The 20,564-nt window shown below is 59.3% G+C and carries 13 protein-coding genes, 1 tRNA gene and 1 rRNA gene; 9 read left to right on the top strand and 6 right to left on the bottom strand.

What is annotated here, in order from left to right; genetic code table 11:
* Positions 1–87 precede the first annotated feature (87 nt).
* On the top strand, positions 88–1,023 hold the full coding sequence (locus CLV87_RS05640) for a glycosyltransferase (protein ID WP_099242932.1): 936 nt from the start codon (positions 88–90) through the stop codon (positions 1,021–1,023).
* Position 1,024: 1 nt separating this feature from the next.
* Positions 1,025–2,182 carry a glycosyltransferase family 4 protein gene (locus CLV87_RS05635; protein ID WP_099242934.1) on the top strand — a complete coding sequence of 386 codons (1,158 nt, stop codon included), beginning with the start codon at positions 1,025–1,027 and terminating at the stop codon, positions 2,180–2,182.
* A gap of 235 nt (positions 2,183–2,417) precedes the next feature.
* Here the strand turns inward: CLV87_RS05635 and CLV87_RS05630 are convergent, their stop codons facing one another.
* Together CLV87_RS05630 and CLV87_RS05625 are read right to left on the bottom strand one after the other, a co-directional pair.
* Positions 2,418–3,086, bottom strand: coding sequence for an ABC transporter ATP-binding protein (locus tag CLV87_RS05630; protein WP_099242935.1), 669 nt, complete (start codon positions 3,084–3,086; stop codon positions 2,418–2,420).
* Between the two features lie 9 nt (positions 3,087–3,095).
* The gene (locus tag CLV87_RS05625) at positions 3,096–4,361 is read right to left on the bottom strand and encodes a capsule biosynthesis protein (RefSeq protein ID WP_235871853.1); all 1,266 of its coding nucleotides are present in this window, start codon (positions 4,359–4,361) and stop codon (positions 3,096–3,098) included.
* A gap of 113 nt (positions 4,362–4,474) precedes the next feature.
* Between CLV87_RS05625 and CLV87_RS05620 the strand changes: the two genes are divergently transcribed.
* The 4 genes from CLV87_RS05620 (at position 4,475) to CLV87_RS05605 (ending at position 9,757) form a co-directional block, all read left to right on the top strand.
* The gene (locus tag CLV87_RS05620) at positions 4,475–5,305 is read left to right on the top strand and encodes an ABC transporter permease (RefSeq protein ID WP_099242937.1); all 831 of its coding nucleotides are present in this window, start codon (positions 4,475–4,477) and stop codon (positions 5,303–5,305) included.
* A gap of 352 nt (positions 5,306–5,657) precedes the next feature.
* Positions 5,658–8,885, top strand: a complete 3,228-nt coding sequence (locus CLV87_RS05615; protein WP_099242939.1) for a glycosyltransferase — start codon at positions 5,658–5,660, stop codon at positions 8,883–8,885.
* A 252-nt stretch (positions 8,886–9,137) separates the two neighbouring features.
* A tRNA-Tyr gene (locus CLV87_RS05610) sits at positions 9,138–9,222 on the top strand.
* 148 nt (positions 9,223–9,370) lie between these two features.
* A complete protein-coding gene (locus tag CLV87_RS05605) occupies positions 9,371–9,757 on the top strand; it encodes a hypothetical protein (protein ID WP_099242941.1) in 387 nt (128 codons plus the stop codon).
* 149 nt (positions 9,758–9,906) lie between these two features.
* Here CLV87_RS05605 and CLV87_RS05600 read toward each other — a convergent pair whose 3' ends face one another.
* From CLV87_RS05600 to CLV87_RS05585, 4 genes are all read right to left on the bottom strand, one after another.
* Positions 9,907–10,767, bottom strand: a complete 861-nt coding sequence (locus CLV87_RS05600) for a sulfotransferase (RefSeq protein ID WP_099242943.1) — start codon at positions 10,765–10,767, stop codon at positions 9,907–9,909.
* A gap of 172 nt (positions 10,768–10,939) precedes the next feature.
* Entirely contained in the window at positions 10,940–13,279 is a 2,340-nt protein-coding gene (locus tag CLV87_RS05595) for a M10 family metallopeptidase (protein WP_099242945.1), read from the bottom strand.
* A gap of 49 nt (positions 13,280–13,328) precedes the next feature.
* On the bottom strand, positions 13,329–13,793 hold the full coding sequence (locus tag CLV87_RS05590) for a hypothetical protein (RefSeq protein WP_099242947.1): 465 nt from the start codon (positions 13,791–13,793) through the stop codon (positions 13,329–13,331).
* A 39-nt stretch (positions 13,794–13,832) separates the two neighbouring features.
* A complete protein-coding gene (locus CLV87_RS05585) occupies positions 13,833–14,861 on the bottom strand; it encodes a replication initiator protein A (RefSeq protein WP_099242949.1) in 1,029 nt (342 codons plus the stop codon).
* A 566-nt stretch (positions 14,862–15,427) separates the two neighbouring features.
* Here CLV87_RS05585 and CLV87_RS05580 point away from each other — a divergent pair.
* The 3 genes from CLV87_RS05580 to CLV87_RS05570 all read left to right on the top strand — a co-directional run bounded on the left by CLV87_RS05580 (position 15,428) and on the right by CLV87_RS05570 (position 20,502).
* Entirely contained in the window at positions 15,428–16,759 is a 1,332-nt protein-coding gene (locus tag CLV87_RS05580) for an AAA family ATPase (RefSeq protein WP_099244705.1), read from the top strand.
* A gap of 157 nt (positions 16,760–16,916) precedes the next feature.
* Positions 16,917–17,951, top strand: coding sequence for a ParB/RepB/Spo0J family partition protein (locus CLV87_RS05575; protein ID WP_099242951.1), 1,035 nt, complete (start codon positions 16,917–16,919; stop codon positions 17,949–17,951).
* A gap of 1,089 nt (positions 17,952–19,040) precedes the next feature.
* Positions 19,041–20,502: ribosomal RNA gene (locus CLV87_RS05570) — 16S ribosomal RNA — on the top strand.
* Positions 20,503–20,564 lie beyond the last annotated feature (62 nt).

The raw sequence follows: 20,564 nt of genomic DNA, 5'->3' as shown, positions 1-20,564 counted from the left end.
GTCGGATAGCCTATTTCCTTCGCAACTACCATGAGGGAATTCTGCTAGAGTCGCTCAAGAGGGTATGAGCAGAGTGACGGGCTTTTCATGACGCAGGTGCAGATTTTGATGGGTGTCTATGAGGGCGCGCCCTATCTGCAGGCACAATTGCAAAGCCTGCTGGATCAGAGCCATGGCGATTGGCACCTGCATGTGAGCGATGACAGCCCCACCCCAGAGAGCCGCGATGTGATCCAGCGGTTTTTCGCCCAGACGCCCGATCGGCTCAGCCTGCGCGCCGGGCCGCGCGCCGGGTTTGCCGCCAATTTCATGTCGCTGATCCGCCAATTGCCACCCAAAAGCGGCGCAGGGTCGGGCGATATGGTGGCCTTTGCCGATCAGGATGATGTCTGGTTCGCGGATAAACTGGCCCGCGCGGTGGCGGCCCTGCAAGAGGTCCCGGCAGAGATCCCGGCGCTCTATTGCGCGCGCTCGCGCTATTGGGATGGCGGCGACAGCTATCAGGAGTCCGCCCCCTTTGCCCGCCCGCCGGGGTTTCGCAATGCGCTGATCGAAAACATCGCTCAGGGCAATACGATTGTGCTGAACCCCGCCGCGGCCGAGCTGGCGCGGGCCGCCAGTGCCGAGGTTGTGGCGGTGTTTGCCCATGATTGGTGGCTCTATCAGCTGATCATTGGCGCAGGCGGGCAGGTGATTGCCGATAATGGCGCCCCGGTGCTGGGCTATCGCCAGCATGGTGGCAATGTGCTGGGCTCGGGCCAGGGGCTGCGCGCGCAAATGGCGCGCAAGGCCAAGGTTCTGGCGGGCGGGTTTCGCGACCGGCTGGACCTGAATGATGCGGCGCTGATCGCCTGTCAGCGCTGGCTGACCCCGGAAAATGCCGCCCTGCATCGCGCCTTTATGCAGGCGCGCCGCGCGCCCCTGCCCCGGCGGTTGCGTGATCTGAATGCGCTGGGTCTTTATCGTCAGCGCCCGCTTTCTACCTTTGGTTTTTGGGGGGCGTCTTTGATTGGCCGGGCCTGACATGCATAACGCCCCCGATACGCGGCCCCATATCCTGCTGGTGGGCGGTGATGGCCACCCGTCGGGCGTGCCGCGCCATATCTGCGATCTGGCCCGCGCCCTGCAAGGGCAGGCCCGGATCACCGTCGCCAGCGAGGCCGATGCTGGCGGCTATCACGAGCTGTCCCAATATGGCGCGCGCCATGTGGCGCTGCACGGGTTGGCCAGCCGGTTGAACCCCGCCGCCGTGCGCGCCGGGAAACGCGCGCTTTTGTCTCTGTTACAGCAGGAAAGCCCCGATATCGTTTGGCTGCATGCCCGCCTGCCGGTGCTGTTGGGGCGGCAATTGCTGGCCTCGGGCGATTGGCGCCCCCGGCCCGGCACCCGCATCGCGCTGACCTATCACGGGCTGCCCTTTGGCCCGGGTCATCGCCGTTCAACCGCGCTGGTCTCCAAACGGATCGAGCGCAGCTTGCTCAGCCAATGCCCGCCCCTGGATCTGGTCTTTCTCAGCACAGAACAGCAGCAGATTATGACGCGGGCTTTGGGCGGATCATTGCAGCCCCATCGCGCCCATGTGCTGGGCAATGCGTCTTGTCTTGGCCCCCTGCCCGCGCCGGATCGCCGTGACATTCCGGGGCGTCATCTGGTGATGACCGGGCGCTGCGGCTTTCAAAAGAATTACGAAGCAGCCCTGCGCCTGATGCGCCACCTGCCCGATGACATCACCCTCAGCCTCTGTGGCTTTGGCACCGATCGCCCGGCGTTTCGCGAACAGGTCAGCAAGCTGGCCGGAACGGCAGCCCCACGCATTCGCTGCCTTGGCCCCCTGCCCGATATCCGCCCTCTTATGGCGGCGGCGGATGGCTATATGCTGTTGTCGCGCTATGAGGGCATGCCCATTGGCGCGCTTGAGGCCTGCGAGGCCGGGCTGCCGCTGATCCTGGCGGATTTCAACGGATCGGCAGATCTGCTCGAGGGGCTGCCCATCGGGCTGCGCCTGACCCAGAAAAAGCCCGAGGCCCAGGCCCGGCGCATTGACGGGGTGCTGGCCCGCTATCTGAGCGATCGCGACAGGCTTAGCAGCAGCATCCGCGCCCATTGGGCCAAACGCTGGTCTTCGGACGCCTTTGACGCCCAGGCCCGCACCCTGGTGGCGGGGTGGTTGGAGGGACCTTAAGGCATCCCTGCCCCTTTGGATGTATGATGTGCCAAGCCGCGCTATCGCCGTCCTGCGGGTTGGCGAAGAAAGCTCTGTTTCTGCCACTTTATCCCAGTCGCGCATTCTCCAACATCCGTGTTCACCAAGACGACGGCAAAATCGCCATCCCGGGGGGCGGGACGGCGATAGCGCGGCGGCCTAAAGGCCTTGATTCCGCGCCAAGGCATAACAAAGCCCCCATCACCGAATACCCCTATTTCGGTCTGGGCTTTTGCATGTTTTCCTCGTGATGCTCCAGCGCCGCGTCGATATCGTCGTAAAACACCACCTTGCCGTTCTCCAGCACCACCGCCATGTCGCACATGCGTTTGACCATGGGGGGGGAATGGGTGACCACGATGGCCCCGGCGCGGGCGCGGCGGTCATCAAACACTGCGACGCTTTTGGCGCGAAACGCCCCGTCTCCCACCGATGTCACCTCATCGACCAGATAGGTGTCAAAGGGGATGCCCATGGAGACCCCAAAGCTCAGCCGCGATTTCATGCCCGAGGAATAGGTGCGCACCGGCATGTAGAAATGCGGCCCCAGCTCGGCGAAATCGCGCACGTAATCCACCAGCTCATCCGTATCCACCCCATAGATCCGCGCCACAAAGCGGGTGTTTTGCGCCCCGGTCAGCTGAGGATGGAACGAGCCGGAAAACCCCACCGGATAGGAAATGGTTCCCGTGGACAGAACCCGCCCCGAACTGGGGCGCAAAGAGCCGGAAATCAGGCGTAACAGGGTCGATTTCCCCGCCCCGTTGCGCCCCAAAAGCGCAACGCTTTTGCCGCTGGGAAACACCGCGGTGAGATCCTTGACCACCACCTTATTGGCCCCGCGCATGGCAAAGATCTTGGTCAACCGGTCAAGTTTGATCATCGCCAGATCCTATTTGCGATCCCGCAGGCTGTAATAGACCAGAACCGCAATCGCCCAGCCAAAGATCAAAAACACCTCGATCAGCAAAAAGATCTTGATCCGCTCGGGATATTCCGCCTTTTCCGCCAGGGTCGGGCGCACATGCGGGGCCAGATAGCGGCTTTGTTTGCGCGCCGCCGCCTGGGCCGCGTCAAACCCGGCCAGGGCGGTGGTATAGGCGGCTTCGGCAAATTCGCGATCCACGATCAGCCCCTCATATTCACCGACCAGGGTGGCGAAAACCTCGCCCTGTTCATCCGACGTCCCGATGCCAAGATTGCGCCGCTCGGCCTCGATGCGCTTGTTGATCACCTCGACCCGGCGCTGCGCCTGGGCGACGCGCGGATTGTTTTCCTGCGAGGTCTCGCTCATCAGGTCGAGCTCGATCAGAGCCTCGGCCAATTGCTGTTGCAGGGTGACCAGCAGGCCCATCTGGTTCTGGGTGTCGATGGTGGGGTCGACAATCTGGGTGCGGTTGCGGAATTCGGTCAAGGCCTGACGCGCGGTCTTGAGCCGTTCCACCGCGACCTCAAGGTCGTCCCTTGCATATTTGATCGCATCCTCGCGGGCGATATCGGACAATTCATTGATCATCCGCGTACATTCATCCAGCAGCACCGTGGCGATGGCGCGCGCCTCTTCGGGGCTGAAGGCCAGGATGCGCAGGTCAATCAGCCCGGCACCACTGTCATAGACGATGGAGACCTGACGTTCCCAATGTTCTTGCAGATCCTCGATCGTGCCGGTTTCGTCAAAGGCAAAGACCGGATCCCCCTGCATCAGCCCATGCGGCCCCTGCCCGGCCCAGATGCCGCGCAGATCGACCCGTTCATCAACCCGGCGCACCAGTTCCTGACTGGTGAGATAGGCAAAGAGAATATCCGTATCCGAGGAACTGCCGCCCGACAGTTCGGTGATACCGCCCAGCAATTCGATGGCCGAGCTGTTTTCCTCGGTGCGCACCGAAAACCCCAGATGCGAGGCAAATTGATCATCGGCCCGGGTCCAGAGATACCAGCCCACCAGGGCAAGCGGCGCCACCACAACCAGCAGAAAGGACCAGAGGACAAAACGATGGCGCGAGCGGATCTTGGCCGGGGCCACAGGGGGGCGCACGGGCGGGTCAATGGCACCGGCAGGACCCGGTTTGGGGGCTTGCACCGATGGGGCCGGCCGCGCGACGGGCGCGGGCGCTTTGGGGGATACCAGTTTCGGGCCGGGCTTCTGCTCTGACATAATCTTCCGCTATATTCTGCTTCCCTGCCCCTAAAATGGGGGGTATGCGTTATGGGTGTCACAATAAGCCTCTTTGCAGGGGCAAGCCAAGACCTTGAGGTTTTCACAGGATCATGTCCCAGAGCGACAGCCTGAGCGCCCCCGCCCGTCACGAGCCGTCGGAGCTGCGCGAAATCCACACCCGGTTCGCCACCCAGCGGGCGGTCATGGCACTGATCCTGCGCGAGATGTCGACCACCTATGGGCGCTCTCCGGGGGGATATATCTGGGCTTTGCTCGAACCCATCGCCGGGATTGCCCTGCTGACGGCGATCTTTTCCGCCGGGTTTCGCGACCCGCCTCTGGGCACCAATTTCCCGGTTTTCTATGCCAGCGGATTATTGCCGTTCATGCTCTATTTTGATGTGGCCAACAAATTGGGGCAATCCATCGCCTTTTCCCGCGCCCTGCTGGAATATCCCCGCGTGACCTTTGTCGATGCGCTGCTGGCGCGGTTCCTGTTGAACACGCTGACCCAGCTGATGGTGAATTTTGTCGTCATGGCGGGGATCTTTGTGATTTTCGATCCGACCCTGACGCTGGATTTCGGCAAGATCACCCTGGCCTATGCCATGGCCATGGCGATGGCTTTTGGTGTTGGCACCCTGAACAGCTTTCTGATCCTGGCCTATCCGGTCTGGCAAACCATCTGGTCGGTGATGAACCGGCCGATCTTTATGATCTCCTGCCTGTTCTTCCTGTTTGAATCCATTCCCCGCCCCTGGTCCGATTACCTGTGGTACAACCCGCTGGTGCATATCAACGGCGTCATGCGGGACGGGTTTTATTCCTTTTATCACCCCTCCTATGTCTCGATCGCCTACCCGTTTGTCATCGGCGCGGTCTTTGCGATTGCCGGCCTGTTCCTGCTCAATCGCTATCACCGTGACATTCTTGACAAATAGACCTGACAATCCGGATGTGATTAGGGTCAGCCTGGGCTTATTTACATGGTTCAACTCGTCAGATTTCGGCTCAAGCAAGGCATATGCACGCAGGAATACCAGTTGTCTTTCAAGGGTATATAACGCAGATTGCGCCGAAATCCGACGAACCCGAAGGGCAAGGAGAAATACATGAGCTCAGCGGCGTGGTTTTCTGGTCAAGGCAACCAGCCTTGCCGGCGAAATCCAAACCACTGATCCCTTGTATTTTTCCATGCTGAGCCATGTAAATAAGCCCAGGCTGACCCTAGCCATAAGCAAGCAACCTAGAACTGATTGACGCCCGTCTTGGGCTTTGAGGATCGTACTATCCATGATTATCTCGACCGGCCTTCCCGATCTGAGAACCCTATTGCTCGTTGACGGGCAGGTTTTTGCCAATTTCACCAAACATCCCGATGCCGCAACCCATCTGGTCATCGGCTCGGCCCAGACCACCCTGACCGATTGCCCGGCCTCGGATCTGGATCTTTATGCGACGGTTTATGGCAGCCCGCTGGTGACGCAGAACCTGCAGGCGGATATGCGCTCGATCCCCGGTGAGCAGGCCAATGGCGACCGTTATGCGATCTGGGTGAATGATCTGTCGGATTGGACCCTGTCGGGCAGCCAGACCCTGCAGCTGATGATCACCGAATATAACAGCCCCTGCGTGATCGAATGCAACCGCTCCATCCGGGTGGATGCGGATCATGACAATCTGTTCTTCCAGGCCCGGCTGGGCATTCACCGCGCCAATGCGGTGCTGCGGGTCAATATCCTGGATCCCGATACCGGCGGTGTTGAAACCCGCAAAGTGCCTTTTGCCACCGCCAATCTGGGCGGCAAGCATCTCTCGGGCTATCAGGAAGTCATGGTGCCCCTGCCCCGCAAGAAAGGCTTTCTCGAGGTCACATTTGCGGTCGAATATCAGGGCTATATCGATGATGGCACCGGGATCGAGCCCTTTATCTTCCTGGCCGATATCCGCGCCGACAAACGCCGTACGCGCAAGCTTTCCGAGGCGCGCCCGCTGTTCATTTATGGCGATTACATCCCCTCGGACGGGGTCTGGATGTCGGCGCCGCTGCCCAACACCCTGGCGCCAGAGCAGACCCTGCATGTGCGTCAGAACCGCAAGAGCGTCAGCCACACCGCCGAGGCCGCGCCCAAGATCACCGTCGAGGATGAATATGGCCACACGCTGGTGATCCAAAGCCAGACCCGCTGCGATATGGTGCTGTATGTGGATGGCAAACCCGATCAGGCCTTTGTCGCCGAGGCCGGGCATACGCCGGTGCGCCTGTCGGAATGCTATTTTGATGGCAACACCCATCATGTCAGCCTGCGCGACCCCTCCGGCTCGATCTCGTATTGGGCCAGCCAATGTCTGGTTCCCGCCCTGCTGACCCCAACCGACATCCTGCAGCGCGAAACCAATGCGCCCTTCCCCGATGCGATCTTTGCCCAGACCGGACGGCGCTATGCGGCGCTCAAGGATCTGCTGGCGCGCGCCGATGCACAGACCGATTTTGCCCAGCTCTCCCATGCGCTCACCACGCTTGAGGGCGGCTATGAGCGGGTCAAGCTCAAACCGCTGAGCTTTCCTGAGGTCGACAGCCCCGATGTCTCTATCGTCATCCCCGCCCATAACAAGGTCGAGGTGACCTATCTGGCGCTGTGTTCCCTGCTGCTGGCCAGCAACACAGCCACATTCGAGGTCATCGTGGTCGATGATGCCTCAACCGATGAAACCGCCGAGCTTGAGAGCTTTGTCTCGGGCATCACGGTGATCCACAATGCCGAAGCCCAACGTTTCATCCGCGCCTGCAATGCCGGGGCGGACAAGGCGCGGGGCAAATTCGTGTTGCTCTTGAACAATGATGTCGAGGTCACCACCGGCTGGCTGGACGAATTGATCGCCGGGTTTGAGCGCTTTGACAATGTCGGGCTGGTGGGCTCGAAACTGCTCTATCCCAATGGGCAATTGCAGGATGCGGGTGGCATCATCTGGGGCAGCGGCAACCCCTGGAACTATGGCAACCGGCAGAACCCCAATGCGCCACGCTTCTGCTATGCCCGTCAGGCGGATTACCTGTCCGGTGCGGCGCTGATGACCTCCAAGGCGATCTGGGACGAGGTTGGCGGCCTCTCGTCCTATCTCGAACCGATGTATTTCGAGGATACGGATTTCTCCTTCAAGGTGCGCGAGGCCGGGTACAGCACCTGGTTCATCCCCTCCTCGGTGATCTATCACTATGAGGGCATGACCTCGGGCACCGATGTCAAAGGCTCGGGCTTCAAACGCTACCAAGAGGTCAACCGCCCCAAATTCAAACGCCGCTGGGCCGAGGCCTATGCCAATTTCGGCCATGAGGGGCAAAAGCCCGATCTGGAAAAGGATCGCGGCATTGTCGGACGGGTGCTGTTCATCGATTACACCACCCCGCGCCCCGATCAGGATGCCGGCTCTTATGCGGCGATCCAGGAAATCAAGCTGGTGCAGGCCCTGGGGTACAAGGTCACCTTCCTGCCCACCAATCTCGCCCATCTCGGCAGCTATACCGAGGATCTGCAAAAGATGGGGGTCGAGGTGATCTATGCCCCCTTCTACATGTCGGTGAATGATTACCTCGCCCAGCATGCGACGGATTTTGATGCCTTCTACATCACCCGTTTCTATGTCGCCAATGACTCGCTGGCGCAGATCCGCGCCCATGTGCCCGAGGCGCGGGTGCTGTTCAACAATGCCGACCTGCACTTCCTGCGCGAAATCCGCGCGGCGCGGGTGTCAAACGATACCGAGCGTATGGAATCGGCGCGCAAGACCCGGGACGAGGAAATGGCCGTCATCCAGCAGGTGGATGTGGTGCTGTCCTATAATGAATTCGAACATTCGGTGATCGAAGCCTATACCGAAGGCAGCGCCAAGATCCTGCGCACGCCCTGGGTGGTGGATGTGCCCGAAACCATTCCGGCCCTGTCTGAGCGGTCGGGCCTGTCCTTCCTTGGCGGGTTCCGTCACCATCCCAATGCCGAAGGGCTGCTCTGGTTTGCGCGGGAAATTCTCCCGCAAGTGAGCGCGCGCCATAAAAAGACGCAGAAACCCGGCGAAAAGGATCTGGTTCTTTCGGTCTATGGTTCGCGTATGACCGACGAAATCAAGGCGCTGAAAAGCGATGCGCTGGATCCGGTCGGCTTTGTCCAGGATGCGGCGGATGCCTATGACCAGCACCGTGTCTTTGTGGCGCCGCTGCTGTCAGGGGCCGGGATCAAGGGCAAGGTGCTCTCGGCGCTGGCCCATGGCGTGCCCTGCGTGCTGACCCCGGTGGCCGCCGAAGGCATCGGGCTGCGCCATGGCCATGACAGTTTCATCGCGCGCACCCCGGCGGAATGGGTTGATGCCATCATCCGCCTCAACAGCGATGATGCGCTCTGGCAGGAAATGTCAGAGAATGCCCGCGCCTATATGGCTGAAAGCTTCTCCTTTGAGCGCGGCAAACAGGCCATGCGCGACGCGTTCGAAGCCGCCGACCTCTTCCTGCCCGGGGCTGGGCGTTAAGGCACCGTCACAACGGCACTTGCCCTGCTATAGGGCAAGTGTTATCAGCCCGGTATGAAACGGATGACTCACCAGCTGTATTATTACTCGTAATCGGGCGCGCAAGCGTCCGACCATGGGCGCTGGCTGAACGTTTCATATTTCCCATTCACCGTCAGACCCCATGTCTATCTTGCATGTCTTTTCGTGCATGTCTTGATTGATTTGGCCTGCGCCTGCAGTGGATCGGCCACCTCTCAAGACACCAACTCAGGGGAGTTGGCAGAGCGGTCAAATGCGGTGGACTGTAAATCCACTGGGGCAACCCACCTAGGTTCGAATCCTAGACTCCCCACCATACCCAGCCTTTGGGATGATCTGAAAAACACGCCGATATCCCTGCGATGCGGAAAATGGCGGCTATGAGTCCAGACTAATCCTCATGGAGGTTTGAGAATCCAATTATGAGGCTAAGGTTAAAGTAATTTTGACTAGAGGCAGATCAGTTGACGCAAAGTAGCAAACAGAGTTTTGGGGTTTCCTATGAAGAAGTCCGCAAGCCACTCGACAAGAAAGATCTTGCGATTATCAGGCGGGCAATTAACGAACGCGGGGGATTTGATGGTCGCGTGATCAAGGAGGCTCTGTCGTTCTACAAAGTTGAAGATAGAGACGTGGAACAACTAAAAACTCGCGTCAGCCCCCATCAAACACCTGAAAGTCTCAGCTACGAAGACAAGCTGAATTCGTTGGTGCTTTGTTGCCTGGCAAGTGCGGCTCTTGGCGAAGAGGAGCTATCAACAATAACTGGCTATGATCGCGACGAATTCTACACAACAATTCGCAGGCTCTATCACGGTGTGCGAATGTCGATAAAAAAGAAATCGATGTAACAATGCGCTCTGTCAATTCATGTGCCGGGTGGCAGCATTGTCCGCACTGCCGACCTTCTCGACCCCAACCAAACGCTAGTCTGGATGGGGCCTGACCCTCGTGCAGGAGTTCGCCCCTATCGGCAACGGGGGCGGTCACCCCCCATTTTTCAGCCCCACTTTGCCGGTAGCGTGAATCCTTCGGCCTCGATCTCGGCGCGGATGCGTTCGATATCCTTGGCAAAGAGTTCGGGGAAGAAATCAGGCATCGGGTGTGACACGCTTTCGGTAAAGCGGCGTTCCAGCAGGCGTTGCGGGTAATCAAAGGCCGGCAGGTCAAGGAACTCTTCGATGCTGCGCAGGGTGCCGCGCTGATCGGCATGCAGGTCCTCGTAAAAGATCACCTTGCGCTCGTCTTCGCGCAGGCCCTTTTTCATCCGCCGCAGCACCGCACCATATTCGGCATTTTCCCAGATATGGGCCTGGCGCACGAATTTGTTGTAATCCTTGGCCTTCCAGCTCTGCAACTTGTCCAGGCTATTGGTCATCTGCAGGTGGAACTTGGTATGGCTCCACAGCCGTTTCAGCGGGTCACGCATGGTATAAAGCACGCGCAAGCGGTCGCTGGAATTGGAGATGGTCGGCCAGGCTTCGGCCGGGATATGGGCGTGCAGATTGGAAAAGTCACAGGCCCAGATCTGCTGGTCGCGCATGTCAAACAGGTTGCGATACCAGAAATCATCCACCGGGCGCTGCAGATATTGCGCCACCCAATGCAGGTTATAGCGCACGCGATCGATCTGGGTCTTTTGCGGGTCAAACCGGAACAGGTAACGGTCGCGCGCCGAGGCCAGCCGCCGCTCTTCGCTGAGATGGCGATTGTTCACATAGCGGTGGTAGAAATAGTGAATTTCCTTCTCCGGCGTGAAATGCAATGCCGGATGACGCTCGAGAACCGCGTAAAGCCAGGTTGTCCCGGCCTTCATCGCGCCGATGCTGAGAAACAGGTTGCCAAAGGTTTTATGGCTCATGGTCTGCGGGGCCCTTTTTAAACTGACAAAGGGCCTATCCCGCCCGCTCCGAGAGGTAAAGAGCAGAGCCACAGGAGCGGGAGCAATCGGCAAATTTTCCCGTCATGGGAGGGCGCGGAAACACGCCGTCCCTCTCAATCATGTCAGCTTTGTAGCGTTTCGAGCAAACGCTTTAGAAGATAAAGTCGCCAGCATCGAGGTCGGACAGGGTCACCCCGGTCAGACGGATGGAATTGCCACTGCCTGTGTCGATCACCACATCTGCGCCGACCTGGGTGGCGGCACCGCTTGTGGCCGAGCTCAGGTCGAGATCCGCCAGGCTGGTGATGGCAGAAACCGCACTGAGATCGATCTTTTCAAGACTCGAGGTCGCATCGAAATCGGTGATCGTATCCACGCCATGCCCATCCTCAAAGATAAAGGTATCGGCGTTGAAATTGCCCGAGATCACGTCATTGCCCGCGCCGCTATTGATCGTGTCAAAGCCTGCGCCGCCATAGATCGTATCGACACCGCCCCCCGAGGAAATCACATCATTGCCAATGCCGCCAAAGAAACGGTCATTGCCATCCCCCGATTGCAGCGTGTCATTGCCGGCATTGCCAAACAGCCCGCCCGATCCATCCGTATCGATCACCAGGTCATTGCCATCGCCACCAAACATCCGGTCCAGCCCCTGGCCGCCATAAAGCGTGTCATTGCCTTCATCGCCATAGAGATTATCCGCCTGGTTGCCGCCATAGAGCAGGTCATTGCCGGTGCCCCCCGAAAGCAGGTCATACCCCCCTTCACCAAACAAGGTATCATCGCCGCCTTCGCCCCAGATGCCATCAACCGACAGGCCGATATTGGTGCCCGCGCGGATGATATCATTGCCATCACCGCCATAGACGCGGTCAGCCTCGCTGCCAGAGAGCAGGCTGTCATTGTCATCCCCCCCATAGAGGTGGTCCGTACCCACGCCTCCGATCAGCGTGTCATTGCCTGCGCCGCCATTCAGGGTGTCAGCATTGCCTTCGCCATCAAGACTGTCCGCGCCGGAACCACCATCAATCGAGTCAAAGCCAAAGCCGCCCAGGATCGTGTCATTGCCGCCTTCACCTTCGATCTCGTCATTGCCGCCATAGCCATTGACCGAATCCGCGCCGTCTCCGGCATTGATGTCATTGGCCACCTGGTTGCCGATGATCGTGTCATCCCCCGATCCCAGCATCGCGTTTTCGATGATCGTGCCACGGGCAATGCCGACATTGCCGATCAGACCATTGATATTGGAGAACTGCTCGGCGCGCAGGTCAATCAATTGGTTCTGGGTGCTGGAGGAGAAATCAAACAGATCGATCCCGCCCGCATCATAGACGGTAAAGGCCACCGCCCCGCCGCCATAATTGCCATCACTATTGGTCAGGCTGTCGATATAATTGCCCAGGGAACTGCCTTCGCCCCAGGTGGTATTGCCCGCCGTGGCGCTGCCGGCCCCGGCCGCGCCATAGAGCGATTGAATGGCGACGATATCCGCCAGCATGGCTGAAATCGGTTCGGCATAGCTGGCAATGACGCTCGTATTGTCGGTCTGGCTGAAATAGGACATGACCGAGACCTGATAGCTGTCATTGGAAAAGGTCGCGTCACTGGGATAAGAGGCGCTGCCATTATAGCCGCCCTGATGGCCCAGACCCAGCGCATGGCCGATCTCATGCACATAGGTCGAGAAGGAATAGCTGTCGATCCCGGTGCCATAGCTTGCCAGCCAGCTGGCGGAGACATTAACCTCAGAGGAAATAATATTGCCATTGCCGTCAAAGCTCGAGCTGGCAAAGGCCCCGGATTGGTTGTCATCAAAGGTAATATCGGCGCTGCCGGTGGTCTCGACAAAATCGATATCCGCCACCATTTCCCAGGCCTCAAAAGCCCAACGCGCCAGTTGCTGGCCATCCGCGGTCAGCGCGGTGATATTGACGGTGATGACATTGCTCGACGAGGTGTCAAAGCTGCGCTCTTGCCCGCCCCAATATCCCGAGGTCAGGTAATCTGCCAGCTCATCCAACGTGCCCGCGCTGGGGCCTGTCACGGTGGTGGCCTGCACTTCCAGCGTATAGGTGCCGCTTTGGCTGGTCGGGCTATAGGCCTCGGCCACCAGATAATAGGTGCCTGTGGCGGTGGCGGTAAAGGTGATCAGGGAATCGCGCCCGGTGCCGCCATCATCATTCTGTGCGATCACAGTGCCCGCGCTGTTGGTCAGATAAAGATAGCTGTCGCTCAGGGTGCCACCGCCGCCCGAAGAGCCGCTCATGGAAAGCGTATAAGACTGCCCCGCCACCAGATTGACCTCGACCCAGTCATTGTCATTCAGGGACAGGCTGCCCTCGAATGTGTCCCCAACCGCCATCATATAGGGGGTGCCGGTATTGCTGGGGGCGTCTGCCCCTTCGATCACAACCGCAAAAGCCGGTTCGCCATCGGTATGCCGGGCGGGATCAAAGGTCTGGGTGGCGCTGCAAAGTGTACACATGGAAGATACTTTCTCGTCGAACCGGGTCGTATGGTTAATGCGTTCTTACTTATTTCGTTCCCGACTGACCCTCGTCAAGCTCGGAAAGAAACGCTGGGAAATGCCCCAAAAGGGCGCGGGCGGTTTGGCGAGCCCTATCAACGGAAAGCGGCGATTCCGTGACTTTTAGCGGGATCCAGGCGCCTTTATCTTTCACATTGTCAGGATTGTTTCGCGCAATCCACAGCAGCCGGGCCTGATGGGCCTGCTGTTCCAAGCGCAGGCCCAGATCGCCGGGGCGGGATGGGCTGTCCTGACCGGGGGGCACGATGCGCGGCACCCGGCCCGGGGCCTTGTGGGCCAATTCCTGGATCATCGCCTGACAGATCGGGTCAGAGGCCTGCGCGCAGCCCAGCAGGATCACCGCACGTTCGGGACGCGCGCTCACCGGGTCAGCCCCGGCGCTTGCCCAGACAAGGCTCCAGACCCCCAAGGCCAAGAGGCCTGGCAGCCGCTTTTGTATGAATCGCAACATGACACGCCCCACGCCTCCCAGTGGTAAAACATGTAAACTCTATCCCGCTTTTCGGGTTTTGATCCAGCCCAGGAAGGCTTTGTCGGCATCTTGCAGCCGAATCCGCCCCGAACTGACCCAAAAGGCGCGCCACTCGGCTTCGAGCGCATAGATATCGGCACCGGGCCACAGGGCGCGTCCGGCCTCCAGCGCATCGGCGCTGAGGATCGGCGCATCAGACAGATCGCTTTCCACCACCATATCGCGGCGCGACACCCGCAGGATGTCCCCCTCCAGCTCTTCGAGATGGTAATCGGGCAGATGGTCGGCGGCGATCATCTTGCGAATGGCGGCGCGAAACACCCGCACCGGGGCGCTGGAGCCGCTTTTCTTGTGCAAGAGCGGGATCGAGATCTGCCAGTCACGCTGGCGCCCGCAATGTTTGCGCGCCAGCTCATAGACCCGGCGCTCCAGCGGTTTGCGCAATTTGAAATAATCCCGGCTCAGGGTCAGCACCGATTTGTTCAGCACCGCGCGAAACAGCCATTCGCTGAGCACCACGGTGACCGAGACCATGCGCCCGCCGCGTGTCTTGCGCACGATCTCCCAGCTTTCGATCAGGCCAAAGCCGCTGGTGGTCTCGTAATCGCCCACGCTGATATTGGTGGTGATGCGGGTGCCGGCGAGCCGCTCAAACGCCTCCTTGAGCCGGTGATAGGCATCCCCCGATGTATCCCGCTGGGTCGCCATCAAGAGATCATGCGCCGTCAATGTCAGCTTGCGCGTCACATCGCGCCCGGCATTCAGCCCCGCCATCAGCTGGCTGATGCAATAAATCAGGATGTCCTTGTCATGAATGGTGGCGCGGCCCTTGACGCTGGGCGTCACTTCGACCTCGACCCCGTTATGCTCATAGGCCAGCACCCGGCGATCCTGCCGGGTGGCGAGCGAAAAGATCGGGTGTTCCATACTCCCGAGATCATCCTTGGGGCTGGCCCCAAACAGATCGCAGACAAAGAAATCGCCGCTTTCCTGCGCGGGAAGATACGCCCCCCCTGCCCCAGCTGCTGTGGGTGTGCCTGTCGCCATAATGCTCGCTCCGCCCCCGATTGATGTTCGGTGTCAGCGCCCTCTAACGGGGCGATTCTGGTTTCGGGGTTTCAGTGACACCCAAGGTAGAGATATCCCCAAGCCGCGTCCAGAGCAGCCGCGGATCAGATCGGGGGATCAGAGTCGCTTCTTCGGGGCTTCAGAGTCACTTCAACGTGGGATCAGAGTCACCTTGACCTTGGCCAGCCTCCAAAAACTCTTTGAAATCAGGTCTCTAAAAAAATCGCCCCAGCCCGTAACGAATAATATAACCTAAAAATAACTGGACCTTTGCTTAGAAATCGCAGATCTCAGCGATATCTCCCAGATTTCCCCCTTTGATTTTGCTTAGAAAAGCTGTGCGTGTTCGCATTTTTCTTTCATGTGCGCGGATTTTGGGTATTCTGTCAAAAAGGGCGAACATGAGCTGATTTGCCCCTCTGACAGGCCCGCAGGATCAGACCGGAAAATCCCCCGGACCACCCTGCAAAAACTCAAGGACCGAGCACGTGAAATCCGACTCCCAATCCCTGCCTCCCTATTTTGGCATCGATCCCGATATTGCCATGACCCAGCTTGAGGCCGCCACCACCACCGCCGATTTTGCCCGCATCGCCGGGGTCTGTTCGGCCGGGCGCGAGGATCTGGCAAGCCGCGGGCTGGAGGAGGGCGGCGCTCGCTCCCTGCGCCGCTTTTCCACCTGGGAAATCACCCGCTATCTCATTCCCGTCGCCACCGGCCATTTCCGCCGCGTGCTGAAACAGAACCCGGACCTGCCCCAGGGTTTTAGCGAGACCGAGGGCGGCGCCAAATGGTTCACCCTGGATGAGGTGCTGCGCCTGCGCGCGCATTTTGCCTCTGAGGGCTCCAAGGCCAAGAATTACCAACCCTACCGCCCCAAGGGGCAGCCAGCGAAGATCGTCGCCGTGGCCAATTTCAAGGGCGGCGTGGGCAAGACCTCCACCGCCGCGCATCTCGCCATGTCCGCCGCCTTGGACGGGTACAAGGTGCTGGTGGTCGACCTCGATAGCCAGGGCTCGATGACCTCAATCTTTGGCGGCAAGGTGGCCGATGAATGGCAGACGGTCTTCCCCCTGCTGGCGCGCCATTACGCGCGGCATTTGCAGGCCGACAATCAGCGCCGTCTTGATCGCGGGGAACCAGCGCAGCCGCTGGATGACACCTTGGCTGACGCGCTGCCCGTCAAAGCCGGGGAGCTGATCCAGAAAACCCATTGGCCCAATATCGATCTCATCGGCGCCCAGCTCAATCTCTATTGGGCGGAGTTTCAGATCCCGGTCTGGCGCATGGCCGGGCGCAGTTGGAAGCTCTGGGATGCGCTGACTGATAGCCTGGATGAGGATGGGGTGCTGGATGACTATGACATCGTCTTTGTCGACACCCCGCCCGCGCTTGGCTATCTGACCATCAACGGGCTGGCCGCCGCCGACATCCTGCTGGTGCCGCTTGGCGCCTCTTTCCTGGAATTCGACAGCACGGGCCGCTTCTTTGACATGCTGCATTCCACATTCGGCAGCATCGAAGAGGCCGAGAATATGGCGGCCCGTGCCTTGGGGCGCGAGGGGCTGGCCTTTGAATGGGATGCGGTGCGCGCGGTGGTGACGCGCTATGACGGCTCGCAACAGGCGGAACTGGCCGCTTTGATGCAAAGCTATCTTGGCCCCACCCTGTCCCCCCATCGCCAAGGCTTCACCGCCCTGATCGGGCAGGCGGGGGAACAGGTGCAGGGCATCTATGAGGCCGATTACCGTGATTTCAACCGCGAGACCTATGTGCGCGGGCGCGAGACCTTTGATGCCACCTATGCCGCGTTCAAATCGCTGCTGATCGGGGCCTGGCGGCGCGATGAGCTGGCCGCGCAAGAGGCGGCGGAATGAGACCCTGTTTCGCCCCTGCCCCGCATCCATCCGGGCAGATGTTTCGCGCGCGAAACGTTTTGCGCCGCACGGTCGGGTTACAGATCGCTAACCCGCCTGCCCTTTCCTGGGCTTTCTTATCCCCTCTCATCCCCCCTCTCACCCAAGGAGACGGACCATGGCCAAACGCAAACGTCTGACCCCTGCCAATCCCGCCTTTCTCGAACCCGCCCCCGAGGTGAAATCCGCCCTTGGCGCGCCCATGCGCGCCGCCCCCATCGCCGATGTCGCCCGCGAGGCCAGTGCCAGCGCCGCCGCCGAAGAGCTGGCACAGACTCTGGCAGAGGCGCGGGAAAAGGGCCGCATGGTGATCGAGGTGCCGCTTGAGGCGGTCAAGCTGGATCACCTGGTGCGCGACCGCGTGGCGGTTCAGGATGACGACACCCAGGCGCTCAAGGACAGCCTGCGCGCCCGTGGTCAGAAAACCCCGGTGGAATTGGTGCAGATCGGCGAGGGGCGCTACGGTCTGATTTCCGGCTGGCGCCGCTGCATGGCGCTGCGGGCGTTGCAGGCGGAAACAGGTGAGGCGCGCTTTGGCACGGTTCTTGGCCTGCTGCGCCAACCCGAGGACAGCGCTGACGCTTATCAATCCATGGTCGAGGAAAACGAGATCCGGGTTGGGCTGAGCTATTTTGAACGCGCCCGCATCGTTGCCAAATCGGTTGAGGCTGGTGTCTTTGAGACGGATCGTGACGCGCTGCAGGCGCTGTTCCAATCCGCCTCGCGGCCCAAGCGTTCCAAGATCGGCAGTTTCATTGCGCTGGTGCGCGGGCTCGAAGGGGCGCTGCGTTTCCCCGAGATGATTGGCGAGCGGCTGGGCCTGTCCTTGTCCCGCGCCCTTGGCGAGGATCCGGAACTGGCGGTTCAGATCGCTGCCACCCTGGCCGAGGAAGCCCCCGAGAACGCGGAGGTGGAACAAGAGATCCTCAGCCGCTTTCTGGCCCCCGCACCGATTGTGCCCAGCCCCAAGCCGCCTGAGGCTGCGGAGCCAGCCGCCAAGGCTGAAGGTCCCAAGCCCGACCCGGTAAAACCGCAACCCATCGTCGGCGGTCTCTCTCTCAGTCACGAAGAGGGGCGCCTGGTGCTTGAGGGGCGTCTGGTTGATGACAAGCTCAAGGCGCGTCTGATCACCTGGTTGCGCCAGAATTTTTGACGCCCTTCCAAAGCCACGATCATCCAACCCCTGTTTCGCGCGCGAAACAGGGGTTTTTCTTTGCCCAGTGTCTTCTTTGGCCAGTGGGCGGCCCGCTGGCTCAGCTTGGTTCGGGGCTGAATTCTGGGCAGAGATATTGCGCAAAGAGAGGGGCAGGGAGGGGGCAAAATGCACCGATCTGGCTGGCACCTATATATAATGTATCCGCGCCGGTGTTTCACAGAAAGCCTCCGGCGGCGCGAATGTCCCGAGAGTGCCGCAGGCAGGGCAGGGCATGCGCGCCGCAGCTTTGAAACCGGGCGCTTCGGGGTGTTTTTTGGCCCTGATTCAGAGGCCCGAGTCGGCTTGAGCGGGATTTTGATGCTGAATCGCGATTCCAACGCCGCTTTTGTGGTGAGTCTGCCCCGAGTCTCCCCTGAATCTCATCTGAGTCTGTGGGTTTTGCTGTGGATAAGCCCAGAGTCGCGGGATTTTGCGGGGGTTTTGGCCCAGTCCCGGTTAAAGCAAGAGCAGGGGAGAGGAGTAATATCGTAATTAAGTTATTGAAATTGCTTATGTTTCAAAAAACTTTCATGTTTTTGGTCAAAAACTGAAAAAAGGGGTTGCGGGTGTGAGGTGTTATCCGTAGAACCCCCTTCACCGGCGGCGCTGAGGCGCTAACGGGACGCCAGGCGGGGCGACGGAGCGAGGCTCTGAAGCGCAAGACGGTAAGAAATTTGAGGCAGATTGAGCGGGTTGCGCCAGAAAGATTTTGGCGCTTCCGGTTGATTTTGTCTCTGGGGATTTTCCCCACGTTGTTTGACATAGCTAATATCTGAAGAGATATGTGGGCGCCTTGGTTCAAATCGATGGATCAAATGTCTGCATATCAGCATTCTTAGAGTTTCGGCTCGATGATAGAATGTCAGCTTCACTGTTTGAGGCGGCTTTCGGTTTCTGATGAAACCTGAAGCACAATCAAACAGATGACTTCTGATGCGTCTCCGTTCCTAGCCGGGTGGAGATAGGGACCATGCCCCCAAAGCTGGTTCTGAAGTATCAGAGATGTGCAGAGGTTCGAACGTCAAGGATAAGCTGGTAACAGCTTTTCAACTTGAGAGTTTGATCCTGGCTCAGAACGAACGCTGGCGGCAGGCCTAACACATGCAAGTCGAGCGCGACCTTCGGGTTGAGCGGCGGACGGGTTAGTAACGCGTGGGAACGTACCCAGATCTAAGGAATAGCCACTGGAAACGGTGAGTAATACCTTATACGCCCTTCGGGGGAAAGATTTATCGGATTTGGATCGGCCCGCGTTAGATTAGGTAGTTGGTGCGGTAACGGCGCACCAAGCCTACGATCTATAGCTGGTTTTAGAGGATGATCAGCAACACTGGGACTGAGACACGGCCCAGACTCCTACGGGAGGCAGCAGTGGGGAATCTTGGACAATGGGCGCAAGCCTGATCCAGCCATGCCGCGTGAGTGATGAAGGCCTTAGGGTCGTAAAGCTCTTTCGCCAGAGATGATAATGACAGTATCTGGTAAAGAAACCCCGGCTAACTCCGTGCCAGCAGCCGCGGTAATACGGAGGGGGTTAGCGTTGTTCGGAATTACTGGGCGTAAAGCGCGCGTAGGCGGACCAGAAAGTTAGGGGTGAAATCCCGGGGCTCAACCCCGGAACTGCCTCTAAAACTCCTGATCTAGAGTTCGAGAGAGGTGAGTGGAATTCCGAGTGTAGAGGTGAAATTCGTAGATATTCGGAGGAACACCAGTGGCGAAGGCGGCTCACTGGCTCGATACTGACGCTGAGGTGCGAAAGTGTGGGGAGCAAACAGGATTAGATACCCTGGTAGTCCACACCGTAAACGATGAATGCCAGTCGTCGGGTAGTATACTATTCGGTGACACACCTAACGGATTAAGCATTCCGCCTGGGGAGTACGGTCGCAAGATTAAAACTCAAAGGAATTGACGGGGGCCCGCACAAGCGGTGGAGCATGTGGTTTAATTCGAAGCAACGCGCAGAACCTTACCAACCCTTGACATCCTGTGCTACATCCAGAGATGGATGGTTCCCTTCGGGGACGCAGTGACAGGTGCTGCATGGCTGTCGTCAGCTCGTGTCGTGAGATGTTCGGTTAAGTCCGGCAACGAGCGCAACCCACATCCTTAGTTGCCAGCAGTTCGGCTGGGCACTCTAGGGAAACTGCCCGTGATAAGCGGGAGGAAGGTGTGGATGACGTCAAGTCCTCATGGCCCTTACGGGTTGGGCTACACACGTGCTACAATGGCAGTGACAATGGGTTAATCCCCAAAAACTGTCTCAGTTCGGATTGGGGTCTGCAACTCGACCCCATGAAGTCGGAATCGCTAGTAATCGCGTAACAGCATGACGCGGTGAATACGTTCCCGGGCCTTGTACACACCGCCCGTCACACCATGGGAGTTGGTTCTACCTGACGACGCTGCGCTAACCTTCGGGAGGCAGGCGGCCACGGTAGGATCAGCGACTGGGGTGAAGTCGTAACAAGGTAGCCGTAGGGGAACCTGCGGCTGGATCACCTCCTTTCTAAGGATGATGCTAGATTGATAGGCTTGCCTATCACGTGCATCACTTAGCAACGGTCTCTT

Source organism: Pelagimonas phthalicica (genome assembly GCF_004364805.1).
Lineage (GTDB): Bacteria > Pseudomonadota > Alphaproteobacteria > Rhodobacterales > Rhodobacteraceae > Pelagimonas > Pelagimonas phthalicica.
The sequence above is the reverse complement of the archived record's forward strand: the minus strand, read 5'-3'. Positions and strand labels throughout refer to the sequence as shown.